Annotated in this window: 14 protein-coding genes; all 14 read right to left on the reverse strand. The window is 35.9% G+C overall.

From position 1 onward, the window contains the following. Positions 1-681, reverse strand: coding sequence for a CbiQ family ECF transporter T component (locus AC2UOP_RS05980; RefSeq protein ID WP_484832997.1), 681 nt, complete (start codon positions 679-681; stop codon positions 1-3). 15 nt (positions 682-696) lie between these two features. Beyond that, positions 697-990: an energy-coupling factor ABC transporter substrate-binding protein gene (locus tag AC2UOP_RS05985; RefSeq protein WP_484832998.1), complete on the reverse strand. Its 294-nt coding sequence runs from the start codon at positions 988-990 to the stop codon at positions 697-699. Then, positions 977-1,687, reverse strand: coding sequence for an energy-coupling factor ABC transporter permease (locus AC2UOP_RS05990; protein ID WP_085839461.1), 711 nt, complete (start codon positions 1,685-1,687; stop codon positions 977-979). Before AC2UOP_RS05990 ends, AC2UOP_RS05985 begins: the two co-directional genes overlap by 14 nt. Before the next feature lie 375 nt (positions 1,688-2,062). Next, complete coding sequence (locus AC2UOP_RS05995) at positions 2,063-3,403, reverse strand: stalk domain-containing protein (protein ID WP_484832999.1); 1,341 nt, start codon at positions 3,401-3,403, stop codon at positions 2,063-2,065. A gap of 177 nt (positions 3,404-3,580) precedes the next feature. Next, complete coding sequence (locus AC2UOP_RS06000; RefSeq protein WP_019214338.1) at positions 3,581-3,925, reverse strand: ArsR/SmtB family transcription factor; 345 nt, start codon at positions 3,923-3,925, stop codon at positions 3,581-3,583. Then, positions 3,915-4,775, reverse strand: a complete 861-nt coding sequence (rsmA, locus tag AC2UOP_RS06005; RefSeq protein WP_484833000.1) for a 16S rRNA (adenine(1518)-N(6)/adenine(1519)-N(6))-dimethyltransferase RsmA — start codon at positions 4,773-4,775, stop codon at positions 3,915-3,917. The genes AC2UOP_RS06000 and rsmA overlap by 11 nt, the downstream gene beginning before the upstream one ends. After that, positions 4,768-5,301, reverse strand: a complete 534-nt coding sequence (gene rnmV / locus AC2UOP_RS06010; RefSeq protein ID WP_484833001.1) for a ribonuclease M5 — start codon at positions 5,299-5,301, stop codon at positions 4,768-4,770. The genes rsmA and rnmV overlap by 8 nt, the downstream gene beginning before the upstream one ends. Beyond that, positions 5,294-6,064, reverse strand: a complete 771-nt coding sequence (locus tag AC2UOP_RS06015) for a TatD family hydrolase (RefSeq protein WP_484833002.1) — start codon at positions 6,062-6,064, stop codon at positions 5,294-5,296. The genes rnmV and AC2UOP_RS06015 overlap by 8 nt, the downstream gene beginning before the upstream one ends. Then, positions 6,064-8,001, reverse strand: a complete 1,938-nt coding sequence (gene metG, locus AC2UOP_RS06020; protein ID WP_484833003.1) for a methionine--tRNA ligase — start codon at positions 7,999-8,001, stop codon at positions 6,064-6,066. The genes AC2UOP_RS06015 and metG overlap by 1 nt, the downstream gene beginning before the upstream one ends. Before the next feature lie 83 nt (positions 8,002-8,084). After that, positions 8,085-9,800 carry an ABC transporter ATP-binding protein gene (locus tag AC2UOP_RS06025; RefSeq protein ID WP_484833004.1) on the reverse strand — a complete coding sequence of 572 codons (1,716 nt, stop codon included), beginning with the start codon at positions 9,798-9,800 and terminating at the stop codon, positions 8,085-8,087. After that, on the reverse strand, positions 9,793-11,511 hold the full coding sequence (locus tag AC2UOP_RS06030; RefSeq protein ID WP_484833005.1) for an ABC transporter ATP-binding protein: 1,719 nt from the start codon (positions 11,509-11,511) through the stop codon (positions 9,793-9,795). The genes AC2UOP_RS06025 and AC2UOP_RS06030 overlap by 8 nt, the downstream gene beginning before the upstream one ends. Positions 11,512-11,904: 393 nt before the next feature. Next, the gene (locus AC2UOP_RS06035; RefSeq protein WP_484833006.1) at positions 11,905-12,477 is read right to left on the reverse strand and encodes a methyltransferase domain-containing protein; all 573 of its coding nucleotides are present in this window, start codon (positions 12,475-12,477) and stop codon (positions 11,905-11,907) included. A gap of 69 nt (positions 12,478-12,546) precedes the next feature. Then, positions 12,547-13,506 carry a hypothetical protein gene (locus AC2UOP_RS06040; RefSeq protein WP_484833007.1) on the reverse strand — a complete coding sequence of 320 codons (960 nt, stop codon included), beginning with the start codon at positions 13,504-13,506 and terminating at the stop codon, positions 12,547-12,549. Between the two features lie 105 nt (positions 13,507-13,611). Next, on the reverse strand, positions 13,612-14,661 hold the full coding sequence (locus tag AC2UOP_RS06045) for a DMT family transporter (protein WP_019214329.1): 1,050 nt from the start codon (positions 14,659-14,661) through the stop codon (positions 13,612-13,614). Positions 14,662-14,912 lie beyond the last annotated feature (251 nt).

Consider the following 14,912-nt stretch of genomic DNA (forward strand, 5'->3'; position numbering starts at 1 on the left):
TCACCTAACTGGGAATTCTCCATTGTAAAGCTTGATATTTAGTGCATTTATCATCTCTTCATTTCTCTTTAATATGCCTAAAATCATATTCTCAACAAAAATTTTGATTGATTTAAACGATGTCTTCGTATTGATAAAACCGAATTTTATCTCAAGACAGTTTATATTTGTCTGAGCTTCTTCTATAATTATAAATATGAAGCGGTATATCAGCATAAACAGCTCAATAAACACATTTGGCAAGTGCAAGCTCTTAAAAACTCTGATAATATCGACCATAGGTGTCGTTACACTTAAGAAGATGACCGAAGAGGTCGCCGCAAGAGATCTTAAAAAAACATTTAGAAATAGCATCTCTTGCCCCTCAATCACTCCAAAGTATATGCCAAAGATATTTATGGAATAGACAAAATGATTTTCTTTAGAAAAACCAATTATCAAAAATATTGTTCCTAAAAATATGAAAATTATAGGAATTTTGATAAATGATATGACATTTCTCACTTTAAACTTTGCAAATGCGAGTTCCAGAATTATTATTAATATAAATATGGATAAATTTACGTAAATATTGTCAAGGCCAAGCGCTAAAACTAGCATAATTAATGTAAATAAAAATTTATATCCAGCTTTAACGTGCCTTAAACCGTTCGTATATGCGAACTGATCAATGAGTAGCAATTTGTATTAGCTCCTTTATTTATCTTTTTCCTTCTTACTTGCAGCGCCCTTCCAGCTGCCAATGATGTAGCCAATAGCTCCAGCACCGATAGCAGCTTGAAGACCAAATAATAAGGATTCAACTTCGCCCGATGGTGGTTCCCAAAGGGACTCGAACCATGGCTCATAGCCTGGTTTTAATGCTTCTATCTCTTCACTTGCAGCGTCATCAGATCCGCCGTATTCACCTTGAACAAAAACTAGTGGTAAAACTACTAGTAAAATCGCAAGTATAATTAAGATCAAGTTGGTTTTCTTATAATCTTTCATTTGTAAGTACCCCCTCACCTTTATATCTAACCATAAGGTTAACTATAACTACTGTTAATAAACCTTCAACTATAGCGATAGGGATTTGAGTAACAGCAAAGATTGATAAGAACTTTCCTAAAGCTGCGGCAAAGCCAACACCTTCGTGGTAAACAATAGCAAGTTGAGTAGCTGTAACAACATAAGTGAATAAGTCACCTATAGTTGCTGCACAGAAAACCGCCAAACTTCTATTTTGTTTTTTCAATAAGTGATAGATGGCAAAAGCTACAAAAGGTCCAGCTATAGCCATAGAGAATGTATTAGCACCTAAAGTAGTTAAACCACCGTGAGCTAATAACAAAGCTTGGAAAATTAAAACAATTAAACCTAAAACAGATGTTTGAAGAGGTCCAAATAGTATAGCACCTAGACCAGTACCTGTTGGGTGTGAACAACTACCTACTACTGAAGGGATCTTCATAGCAGATAAAACGAAGATAAATCCACCTGCAAGTGCAAGTAAAACCTTCTTTTCGTTTGAATCAGAGTCTTTAGCAATTTTTCTAATACCAAGTATAATAAATGGTAGTGATATTAATCCCCAGATTAAGCACCATTCTTTAGGAAGGTAACCTTCCATGATGTGCATTGCGTAAGCATCTGCGGATAATAAAATTAGTGAAAGACCCATGAGAATGAAATTTTTCTTTCTCATAAATTATTCCTCCTTTTATTTCCTACGCAAAGACTCCTTTTAAAAATCAAATTGATTTAGAAAAGAACCTCTCTTTGCCGAAGGTATTTCTTGATAGAGTAAGGTTTTCCGGCTAGCGTTTTAAGCCCTTGTAAACGCCTTCCCATTATTAAACGAATAACAGTGACATAAGTGTTTACTCAGTGTGCGCCAACGGCAGCGGCGACTGCGTCTTTTAAACTTCCCTTAAACATTATCAATATAATTATATCACTATGAAGGGCAAAATGCAAGGCAATAAGCACATATAAAATAATCTAGGTAAGTGAAATTTTATAAATGATAATAGTGTTCAAGACATAAAAAAAGAAGGGCTGCTTGCCCTCCCTTAATAAACTAATTAAATTCTTTTGTAATGGCTACACTGTGATAAGACTCACCGTGATCACTTACTGACCAAACGCCGACATAAGAAACTTTGGAAGCATTGTCTCTATATATTACTTGATATTCTGTATCGTCAAGGTCAGTCAATTTTAATTTAAAAATCTTTTTACTTACATTATTAGCATTAAAATTAAATTGTTTAATAAACTTAAGTTCTTCATTAATTTGATTTTTACAAGTTTCTTCATCTAAGCCATATTGATTACTTGATAAATTATATGCCTTATCATAAAACGCCCTATTATATAGAGCTTGCTCATCGCATGTAATGAAGTCATTGCTTATAGAAAGAGCTCTGTCAAAATAATTTCTCGCCTTTGCATCTAATTTTTTATATGAATCTTCTGTATAAGACATGCTAAGTTCAACATCTACGCCAAGATTGGTTCCAGCGTAAGTGTCGTCTCCATTTACAGGTAGCTCCCTATATAGTGACAATTCAAGACTAGCTCCTTGATCGTATATAAACTCATATCTTGTACACTCATGCGAGCCAGTATTTTCTATACTCTTTTTGATTTCTTTATAATCAGAAGCTAAGTCAAAGCCAAGCGTTTTAGAGTGCTTCCAAGCCTTGCTACTTAATCCATGGAAATAATTAGCATAGTCGCCAATCTTATCCCAGCCAAGTGCTAGCTGCATAGCCTCTTCACAAAGCTTAGCATCATCTTTAATAAGAGCTTCACGATATTTAATAATTCCAGCCAATTCATCTTCATCGCTAATCTTACTATCTTTATTATCTTTACTATCTTTATTTTCTTTACTATCTTTATTTTCTTCCTTATTTTCTATTTCTCCATTACTATTTAAAATTATGGCTTCAGTTTTAGCATCATAGTCGACGCCAAGCCCTATTAAAGAAGCTAGGTCCCTAAGCTGAATGTAGTTATACCTATTAATAACAGCTGTTTTAAGTTCTTTTTCCTCGCCATTAACAAGGATTTTCTTTGACTCTACAAATGCTTTTGCCTTTGCATTTTTTATAGCTACTAAATCTCCTTCCAATTTAGTGTAGCTGTTGTCAAGATATATCATTACAAGCTCTTTCTCTTTGTCATATCCTACACTGAATTGACAGCTCTTTCCACTTAATAAAGCCGCTACATCTCTTAGTTTCAAGTAGTTATAACGCTCTACAGTATATGAGCCAACCATAACTTCTTCACCATCAAGAATAATTTTTTTAGTATTTTTATTCGCATCAACCGTCTTAGGCTTAGCAAATGTGCTTGGCATGAATATTATTAGCATGAGCATTGCTAATAGTAATGAAATTTTCTTCTTCATAATAAGTCCTCCCTTTTATTTATTCTATTAAATTAATTGTACAACAAGCCGATAAATAATTCAAGACATTGTATCAATTTAGCATCCATTGTTCTATATAAATATCTATATTACTATTGACAAAATTATACCTCTACACAAAAAAATCTGCCACCTAAGTGACAGATAATATATACTTTATTGAACTTTTTCTTTTGCGTGCTCCAAGCCTTGCTTATACAGCATCAAAACGTGCTCGTCATCAAGTGAGTATATCAGCGCCTTGCCATCTCTTTCGTATTTAACTAGGCCAAGGTTTCTTAATATTCTTAGGTGGTGACTAACAAGTGGCTGTGTCATGTTTAGCGCGTATGAAAGGTCTGTAACACACATCTCACTTAGGCTTAGCGCATGTATGATTTGTATTCTTGAAGGCTCGCTAAGCGCTTTCATGATATCTGCAAGTCTCTCAACTATCTTATAATCTATGGTATCATTTTTAATCGCGTCTAATTCTTCTTGAGTTAATTCTTTATTTTCCATATATTCCCTCCAAGTCTTTCGTTATATTTACAAAGTCATCGAAGCTTAGCTCCTCCGCCCTTGCATTTTCACCTTTGCCAATGGCCTTAAGTGCATCCACTGTATCTTTTTTATCTATACCCACTTCGCTATTAAATAAAGCATTCGCAAGTGTTTTTCTTCTCTTCATAAAAGAAGCTCTAATTATTTTTAAGAATAGCTCTTCATTTGCTAAATCTTTTTTCTTCTTTTTTATATATAATACTGCTGAATCAACTTTTGGTTTTGGATAAAAGCAGTCCTTTGACACATTAAACGCAATGCGCGCATCGCCATAAGCCCTTGTAAAAACTGATATACTGCCATAGTCTTTTGATTTTTCATCGGCGACTATCCTTTGAGCGACTTCCTTTTGCACCATAACTGTGATTGAATCAATTTCTAGCTTTGATTCAAGTAAAAATGTTAGTATGGGTGTCGTCACATAATACGGAAGATTGGCGCACACTTTGAACGCTCCGCCTGTCAAGGATTTTATCTCGTCCTCGCTCGCATCCATAAAATCTTTATAAATTACATGGGCATTGTCATGTGGACCGAGTGTCTCCTTGTGAATTTCTCTAAGTGATTCATCAAGTTCAAAGGCAATGACTTTTTTCGCGTGCTTCGCTAGCTCTTCGGTCAAAGTGCCTATGCCAGGACCTATCTCCATCACAGTAGTATCCTTTGTAATTCCGCTCTCTTCAGCTATCTTTCTTATTATATTGCCATCAATCAAAAAATTTTGTCCAAGCGCTTTTTTAAATTCAAAGCCAAAGCTCTCTTGCAGCTCCTTGAGTCTTGCTATGCTATATAAACCTTTTTCAGTCAATTTTTTTCATAGCCTCCTCGAAATCTTCTCTCGAAATTTGATAATAGTTTAGTGCGTCGAGCATTTTTTTTGCGTTTGAATTAGAAATTTTTAGTAGGCTCGCAAGTTTTTCGCGTCTCTCGCTTGAACCGTCTGCTCCTAATAGACCTGTCTCATACAAATCTTTCGTTGTGTATAAAATTTTTCTCTCCTCTGTTGAGGCTCTTGCATTCATCAGCGCATCAATGATTGCTTCCTTTGAAGCATTTTCAACACCTATATCATCTTTCTTAATCGCATCTGACTGCTTTAGATAAGCGTTTTTACAGCCCTTAACATTTTCATTTATAGTGCGTCTAATCATCTTGCCAGCGTAATCAGGGTCAGTAAACACAATTACTCCCCTAGTTTTAACAGCCTTTCTCAACTCATCGAAGAGCGTCTTCTTTATTTTATAGCCATGTGTCGCGACTATATCGGCATCTATAGCATTTTTTATCTGAGCGATGTCGTCCATGCCCTCGACAACTATGAGTTCTTTAATCATTTTCTACTCCAAAAAATTCAAATGCGTTCTTCTTTGTCGCTTCTAAGACTTCTTCTGTGCTAATGCCTTTGATCTCGGCAAGTTTTTCTGCGACTAAGATTACTTTTCTCGGGTCATTTCTCTTGCCCCTAAAAGGTACCGGCGTCATATATGGTGAGTCCGTCTCGATAAGGAGGTCTTTCAAATCAACTTCCCTTGCGACGTCTACTGTGTTTTTTGCATTTTTAAAAGTTAGTGCTCCGCCTAAAGCTAGTTTGTAGCCTAATTTTAAAAATTTTCTCGCCATCTCTATGGATCCTGTATAACAATGAATAAGAACTTTCATATCTTGAGCGTATTTTTCAAGTATTTCATAAGTTTCTTCCATCGCTTCACGAGTGTGAATAACGATAGGAACATCCATCTCTCTAGCTAGATCTATCTGATCAATAAAAACTTTTCTTTGTACATCTCTTGGCGAAAAATCATAGTGATAATCAAGACCAATCTCGCCTATCGCCATAACCTTATCTTTTTTCAATAGCTCTTTAAGTGCCTCACGTGTCTCTGCTGTGTAATCCTTTGCCTCATGCGGATGCACGCCTACAACTGCGTAGACGTGATCGTATTTTTTGGCAAGTTCATAGCTCGAGTAGCTTGTTTTAAGGTCAGATGCTATATTAAAAAAATAGTTTCCGCCTTCTAAGATATCGGCTATGACCTGGTCTCTGTCCTCATCAAAGGCCTCGTCGTCAAGATGAGCGTGTGAATCAACGAATATCATTACGCAATCACTGAGCCACTTGGCATATCTTCAAGCGATGTAACTAGTGATAGGTCATCGCCGTTTTCACAAGCAAGTATCATGCCTTGAGACTCAACGCCTCTAATCTTTCTAGGCTTTAAGTTACATACAACAACAACCTTCTTACCTATGATGTCTTCTGGCTTGTACCATTTTTTAATGCCGCTAACAATAGTTCTTGTCTCGTCACCTATTTTAATAGTGTTGATCAAAAGCTTGTCAGCTTCAGGATGTTCTTTTGAATCAATTACTTCGCCTAGTCTTAGATCAAGTTTTGCAAAATCGTCAAATTCTATAGCTGGCTTAGCGTCAGCATCCTCTACCTTTGCCTTGCCATCTTTTTCTTCTCTAGATTTAATTAAATTTTCGTTCTCTGTAAGTAGTCTCTCTACTTCTTTATCAACGTCAAGTCTTGGGAATAGTGTATCTATCTTCTTTACAGTGTATTTATCAACTAAGTCAAATTCATCGCACTCTTCATATTTCATTTCTTCACTTAAGCCAAGTGCTTCCCTAATTTTCTTAGCAGTATCAGGGATGAATGGGCTTAGTAAAACAGATGATATTCTTAATGCTTCAAGTAAATTATATATGATAGTTTCAAGTCTTTCCTTGTGTTCATCATCGTTTAAAGTCCATGGGCATGTTTCGTCGATGTACTTATTTGATCTTCTGATTAGCTTAAATACTTCGTCAATGGCTACTGATAAGTTTAGATGCTCCATCTTTTGATCAAGAACAGCTTTTCTTGTTAGAGCCACATCGATTAGATCCTTATCGATTTCATCATCAGAAGTCTTTTTATTAACAATTCCGCCAAAGTATTTTTCAGCCATGGCAATAGTTCTTGAAACCAAGTTACCAAGGTCATTTGCAAGGTCAGAGTTAACTCTTTCCATAAACTTTTTGCTTTGGAAGTTACCATCGCTACCAAAGTTAAACTCTCTCATAACATAGTACTTAAGCGCATCTCTGCCATATAGCTTAACTATTGGCTCAGGGTAGATGACATTACCCTTGCTCTTACTCATCTTGTCGCTTTCAAAAAGTATCCAGCCATGAGCAAAGACTTTCTTAGGTAGTGGTAGGTCTAGAGCCATAAGTAGTGCTGGCCATATGATTACGTGGAAACGTAAAATATCCTTACCAACCAAGTGAATATCAGCTGGCCAAAGTTTTTTGAACTTTTCGTCGTCTTGTAAATATCCTGCCGCATCAATGTATGATGACAAAGCGTCTATCCATACGTAAACAACATGCTTTGGATCGAATGGCACTTGAACGCCCCAGTCGAACGAAGTTCTTGAAACGCATAGGTCTTGAAGGCCTTCCTTGAAGAAGTTATTGATCATCTCAGTCTTTTTAGACTCTGGTTCAATAAATTCTGGGTGCTCTTCGTAATATTTTAAAAGTCTGTCCTTGTAATTGCTTAATCTAAAGAAATACGCTTCTTCATGAGCTGGATGCACTTCTCTGCCACAGTCAGGGCACTTGCCATCAACAAGTTGAGACTCAGTCCAGAACGACTCACATGGAGTGCAGTAAAGTCCTTCATACTCGCCCTTGTAGATGTCGCCTTGTTCGTATAGCCTTGTAAATATCTTCTTAACCATCTCATCGTGGGATTTATCTGAAGTTCTTACATACTTATCATATCTTATGTCAAGTAAGTCCCATAGCTTATATATTTGTTCATTAATATTAGTAACGAATTGCAATGGAGTAACGCCAGCTTTTTCAGCATTCTTTTGAATCTTTTCGCCGTGTTCGTCGGAGCCTGTAACAAAATATACATCCATGCCTTGAAGCTCTTTGTACCTCTTAAGCATGTCCGCAACTATAGTCGTATACGTATTTCCTATGTGTAAGTAACCACTTGGATAATAAATTGGTGTACTTAAATAATATTTTTCCATTCTTTCAACTCCTTTTCCCTTAATTATAGCATAAAGAGACAAAAAAATCAAAGACCATTTATATATAGTCTTTGATTAATTTATTATTTATAAAATTTTGCTTGTGCTTCATACATATCTCTATAATATGGCGAATTTTTTAATAGCTCATCATGTGTGCCAACGCTATCCACTCTGCCATCTTTAAAGACTACAATCTTATCAACGCTTTTGCAAATACCAAGTCTATGCGTTACGATGATGGATGTCCTTCCCTTTGATATGTCGAGGAACTTCTTCAAAATCTCGCTCTCTTGCATAGGATCAAGAGCCGATGTTGCCTCATCAAGTATGATAAGCTTTGAATTTTTATACATGGACCTTGCTATATCAAGCCTTTGCCTTTCGCCGCCAGATAGCTCTACTCCATCAAAATCCTTGCCAAGCCTTGTATCAAGTGAGTGCTCTTTATATAATTTATCTAAGCCCACGTAATCAAGTAGCGACTTTAGCTTTGCCTCGTCATAAGTCTCTTGTGAGGCTATATGCTCAGCTATACTAAGATTAGTCTCAGTCCTTTCTTGAGGAACTATTGTGTAATCATCAAAACTTAATCCTCTTCCCTTTATGTTTACGTCGCCAAAAGATATTTCGCCCATAGCATCATATACGCCAGTCAAAGCCTTTGTAAATGTTGTCTTACCTGAACCATTGTAGCCAACGATTGCTACGCTCTCGCCTTCATCTATACTTAGGCTTATGTCATGAAGACCCTTATCAGTCTTTGGATAAGTAAATGAAGCATCTTTTACACTAATTTTGCCAAAATTTACATCATAAGCTTTTTTCTCTTCACTGCTGTCCATAAAATTAAAGTAATCGCTTGCGAAGGAAATGTTTCTTGGCAAATTGCCGACAGTCACTATCATCTCTTTACTTGAGTTTTGCATATTTTGATAAGCCATAAGTGCAGCACCCATCATACCGATGAGTATCTTGCCATCAAAGGCAAGTTTTATCGTTATGACTATGGCTATGGTGAAGGCTGTAACGCTTAGTATGTCGCAGAAAAGTAGTGACTTAGCATCTTTTAGTTTCTCATCAAAATATTTTTTACTCGTATCTTTAAATACGCTAGTATATTTATTTAAGAAAAACTCAGAGCTATTATATGATTTTATCTCTCTATTGGTCTTAGTATCTGTAAAAATGCTGTAGAAATAATTTAGTTTTCTCTCGTCAAAGGCTTCTATGCTCTTTAAATCATAAAAGGCTTTGCCGCGTATAAGTCTTGTGATTAGGTACGGTACTACTGTTAAGGCCGCTAGAGCAACTAAGTAGGGGCTATAAGTCCAAAGCGTTACAAGTATCAAGATAACTTCAAGTCCTTGACCTAGTGCCATGGCAAGTAGTCTTACTGAGTTACTTAGCCTTTCGTCATCAACTGCACTCGCTGCCCTTTCTCCTATAGTTAAAAAATCTCTATTCTCAAAATTAATTAAGTCTACCCTTGATAATTTTGCTGCCATCTCTCTATTTAAGTAGCTGCCTGTCTTTTCGAACAGATAACCATTCATCGCTATCGCATAAAGGTACTCAAGTAGCCTTTCAAGAAAAATTATTATTAAAAGCATGACTCCATATTTTATAAAAGCATCTATATCATTAGCATTTTTAATATATTCATAGCCGCTTTGTATGATATGCATCGAGGCATATAGCTTTGCTGCAACAAAGAAGCCTGAAAGTATATGGTAGATGAAGACATATATGGTCGCGATTGGTGTTACGCTAAAAACTTTTTTAATTACCTTAGTCATTTTTTGCCTCCTTATACCAAGCTGCTTGTTCAGTGAACATCTTCGCGTATTTACCGCCCTTTTCCATAAGCGTTTCGTGCGTACCTCGTTCAATAAGCTTTCCTTTATCAATTACTAAAACCTCATCTGCAAGCTTAGACAAGACAAGTCTGTGAGTGATAATTATAGCACCGCGCCTCTTAAGCACTTTGATTATGCCCTCATACATCTTCGCTTCCATCATCGGGTCCATGGATGCAGTTGGCTCATCAAAGATAAGAAAATCAGAAGACTTTGAGATGGCTCTAGCAATTGCAAGCCTTTGGCTTTCGCCACCAGATAAGTATACGCCATCATCTTCTAGCTTGCCTAAATTTGTATTCATGTCATACTTATCAAGCTCCATTAAATCTAAATCGCCTGAAATATCTTTATCATCGCCAAGCAAAATATTATCCTTTATACTAAATTCATAGTTTTGAAAGTCTTGATAAACTATCGCTAAGCTATCTGCCAATTCTTTTTTCGATAAATAATATGGCTCAGTACCATTGATCTTCACAGTGCCGCTACTTGGCTTGTAAAGTCCAGCTATCAGCTTGATTATAGTTGACTTACCAGCTCCGTTTTCTCCAACTATGGCAGTAACCTTGTTTTTGTCAATAGCTAGAGATAAATCATCTAAAACGATATTTTCACTTTGTGGATATTTAAAGCTTAATTTATCAAAAACAATTTTTTCGCCGCTCTTAATTTGCTCTTTGATTTCTTTTTCATCATAATCAAGAATATATAAAAGAGTTTCTGCTATGTAGCCAGAATTAGCTACGCTAGAGGCTTCATAAACAAAGTCCTCAGCCATATCCAAAGTAGTCGACGCAGATGTGATGACAGCTGTAAGCGAACCAACACTAATTGCTCTTTGAATTAGTTTTAATATTACAAAAAGTATTGCAAGTCCCATCCATATTATATTTATAAACGAACTAAGCAAAAGATATTTTTGACTTGCAATAGTCGTCTTAAGTCTATCATCAAAAACGGCTTCAGAATATTTTTTAAACTTCTTAAGAAATAAAGATTTCATTTGAAAAACTTTTATCTCATAGATGGCGTTTTTATCCTTAAGTATCCTTAATATATTTTCCATCTCACGCTCATTGTGCGAAGTGTTTTCAAACATCTTATTCATATTATTAACTGCCTTGAAGCTGAAGAAAACATCAAGCGCAGCACTTATAATATATGCAAGGCCAAGATAAGCTGATATCGTAAAGAACACAAAGACAATACCCATAACTTTCACAGCTATGGCTGCTATGGCTATGGATGAGTTGAATAATTCGATGAGAGCCATGTGTGGACGGTCCTTCACCTTGTTTAGCTTGTCTTGAAAACCAGACTTTTCAATCTCTTCCAAAGATATTTTATCCAGTTTATTCATTACAGCCATGTTTAAATTAAGTTCAAGTTTTTGCTCAAGCTTTATATCTAAAATGTTTCGAATGAACTTAGCTACCTCTCCCCAAGCAAATAAAAGTATCAATAAAATAATTGGGAACAAATTACGTTCTCCATGTACATAATTAAGAATCGAGTCGACAGCCATAGCCGTAGCGTAAATTATCGCTGGACTAACAAGCGCCGTGATTAAAGATTCAATTAGAATGAATATGTATGTGGAGCCTGCATGCTTGCGTACAAGTTTGTATGTGTTAAAAATCGCTTTCATATTAACACCTCCTAATAAAATTTATAAAATAATTAAAATACCCCCCCCTCAAACGAAGGAGAAAAAGTTTGTGGGAGGGTTAATATAATAAACTATTCACTGTATCAATCGTATCACTTTGCAAGCTAATTGTCAAGTCACTTTGTTAAAGAGTTAAATATTTTACAAATAAATGGATGCCATTATTAAATAGCATCCATAAGCATAATTATTAAATTAATTAAGCGGTTTTATCGCAAGTATTTTGCCACGCTTGATAAATTCATCAAGGCCTTCGTGGCCCCACTTATTTAGATACTCCTCTGTCAAGTCCTCTTCTACTATGGTAAATGGCATGAAGCCAACCTTTTCTAAAATTTTCTTCAGAGCCTCTGAAGTGATGGATCCACCTACTCATGTCGCGTGAAAAATGGGATCAGCTATGATATCGTCTGGAAGCTTTTTTATCTGAATTATATCACTTATAGAAACGCGTCCGCCTGGCTTAAGCACACGAAATATCTCTTTATATACCTTTTCCTTATCTTCAAGTAGATTGATTACGCAGTTTGATATAACAACGTCAAAGGTATTGTCAGGCAAGTTGATATCGTCAATGTCTGAGACTAAAAAGTCGGCATTGTCAAAGCCTCTTTTGTCACGAATGAAATTCGCACGCTCAATCATTTCGGGTAGCCTATCAATCCCCACAGCCTTGCCAGTTCCGTGCATCTCACGAGCCGCCTTGAATACATCGACCCCTTTGCCGCAGCCAAGGTCAAGTAGCCACTCGCCATCTTTAAGCTTAGCATTTTGAATGGGATTGCCGCAGCCAAGACCCAAGTCGCCGCCAAGCTCAATGTCCTCATCAGTGTAGCCGAGTGAATAGGCGACCGCCCTTTGCTTCTCTTCGTCCGAAACCTGATTGTCCTCGGCTATCTTTTTATAAAATTCATCAACATATTGTTTTGTATCTATTTTATTCATATCATCACCATAGTATATATACCCAGAACATATTTAAAATATTCTATATGTTATATTATTTATTAATGTTTATAAATTATTTTTATCAAAGCTCATATATTCTTCCCTGCTTAAGTCTTCTTTATTATCTCCATGATTCTTATCAAAATTAATCAAAGTAAGCAAAATCGTTCCTACAAATAAGGCTAAGGCAAAGACTGCGTATATAGGTTTTGCACCTAATATGCCTAAGTGCGCAAGGCCCGCTAAACAGTAAAGGTATAGTGCGAACCAAAATATTGTCAGTGCTGGGTCATAAAATATTATTTTTATTAATTTTCTTTTTAAAAATATTTCTCTAATTAGTCTTATAAATATATATAGCCACAAAACTAAAAATGCGATGAATGAAAACCATTCGTCTGTTATATCGTTTAGCTTAAGCGATATAAAGCTTAAAACGCCAACTGTTGCTACTGACATAAGGCCTATGATTATGGCGGCGATGACATTTTTGATTATGGATTTTTCTTTGCGGTGCCAATATTTTTCAGAATAATAAATTATTGATGGTGTTTCAAAGATATATCCTAAAAAATTTACCCATATGACTGACATGAAGGTATGGTGATTTACTGATAAATTTATCTCTCTTCCTTCCCAAACCCAAAATCCGCCTGAAAGCCTTATGGCTGCTACATCTAGTAGGAGGTCCATCGATACGACGAAAAATCCTGACAGAAGAGCTGTCATTAGTGGGCTGAGTTTAAATTTTTTGGCAAGTCTATAGGCACAGACGGCTACCGCGCCCCACATAAGTCCACCGAAGAAAGGGAATTGGTATGGTTCTATGCCTATCATTATATAATAAAGGTTTGAGTAGTGATAAATGTCTGTTAGGCGCACCGCAAGTAGCTCAAGCGAAAAGCCCGCTATTGCCGCAGATATAACCATGTATAGCTCGTTCCAATTTTTCTTCTTGATGACATCAAATAAAAATATGCCGACAATTATGTAACAAATTATTTCAAATGCGTTGATCCAGTTCATAATAAACTCCTTTATGTGTTTTATAAATATATTATAGCATAAATCAAAAAAATAAAATGGGGAGCATTTGCACAAATTTTTAATGCATTTGCTCCCCAATGATGTCTATAAATTGTTCTTATGCAATCTCATGTGCTCTTCACTGCTCAAAAAGTCATTGTGACCTTCCTTGTCTTCATTCAAAAAGTGTTTGTGCTCGTGCTCATGTGTCAAGACATGTGTATGCGTATAACCATCATGTGTGTGAGTGATAGTATGTGTATGCAAGTGCGTATGCTTAATTAAGCAAGTGTCAATAACTACAAAAACTGTTCCCACTATCATCAAGATAAGCCCAACAAAATATGAAGCACTTAAAGCTTCACCATTGACCAGAAAACACAAAAACGTTCCAATAAATGGGGCGATTGCATAATAAGCACTAGTCTTAGCTGCGCCTAAATCTCTTTGACTGCGCACGTACAAAAATATGCTTAGTCCATAAGCCACATAGCCAAGCAAAAGTGCAAAGAAAGTATAGCGGATCTCAGGAAATTTCTCTCCTATAATTATGGATATGATTAAGGAAGCAATTCCTGAACAAAGTCCTTTTATGGTCACGATTTGATAAGAGGATTTGTTTGAAATTTTTCTAGTGCAGTTATTTTCAAGACCCCAAGACATAGTTGCCAGTATTACAAAAAGCGATCCATATGAAAATCTAAAAGATTCTTGACCCTCAAATGAAAGTATAATGCTTGAAAGCGTGATAAATACTATGGCAATCCATAAATTTTTCGACACATCTTCTTTAAAAAACACTAGAGCGATGATGCTTGTTGCAACTATCTCGAAGTTTCCTAAAAGTGATGCGTTTGCAGATGAACCTATTGATATACCTATCATTAAAAATATGGGTGCAATTACATCTAAGACCACCATAAGTATAGTGTATGTCAAATCATTTTTTGTAAGCCTCATGTCCTTATCCTCGTTTTTATATTTAAATAAATACATGATACCAACGCCGATGCCAGCTCCAAGGTAAAGGAAGGACGCCATGAATGTCGGCGAGATATTTTTTAATAAAACTTTTGAGAATGGTGTATTAAGCGCATAAAAGACGGCTGCTAATATCGCGCAAATTATTGCAGTGATTTTATTATTTTTATTCATCTAAATCTACTCCTATGTTTTTTATACTTATATTATAGCACAAATTTGCAAATAAAAATGGGGAGCATTTGCACAAATTTTTAATGCATTTGCTCCCCATAAATCTTTTATTTTGTTTTATTTATTAAAATAGTTTATTTACTCCGAGTAAATTTTGCACTTCGATTAGCACTAACAGTCTACTCCGAGTAAATTTTGCGAAGAAAAGAAGAACCTGACCCATTTACAAAGCTTCGCTTTGAATGGGTGCC

The sequence above is a fragment of the Fenollaria sp. genome (genome assembly GCF_057222035.1).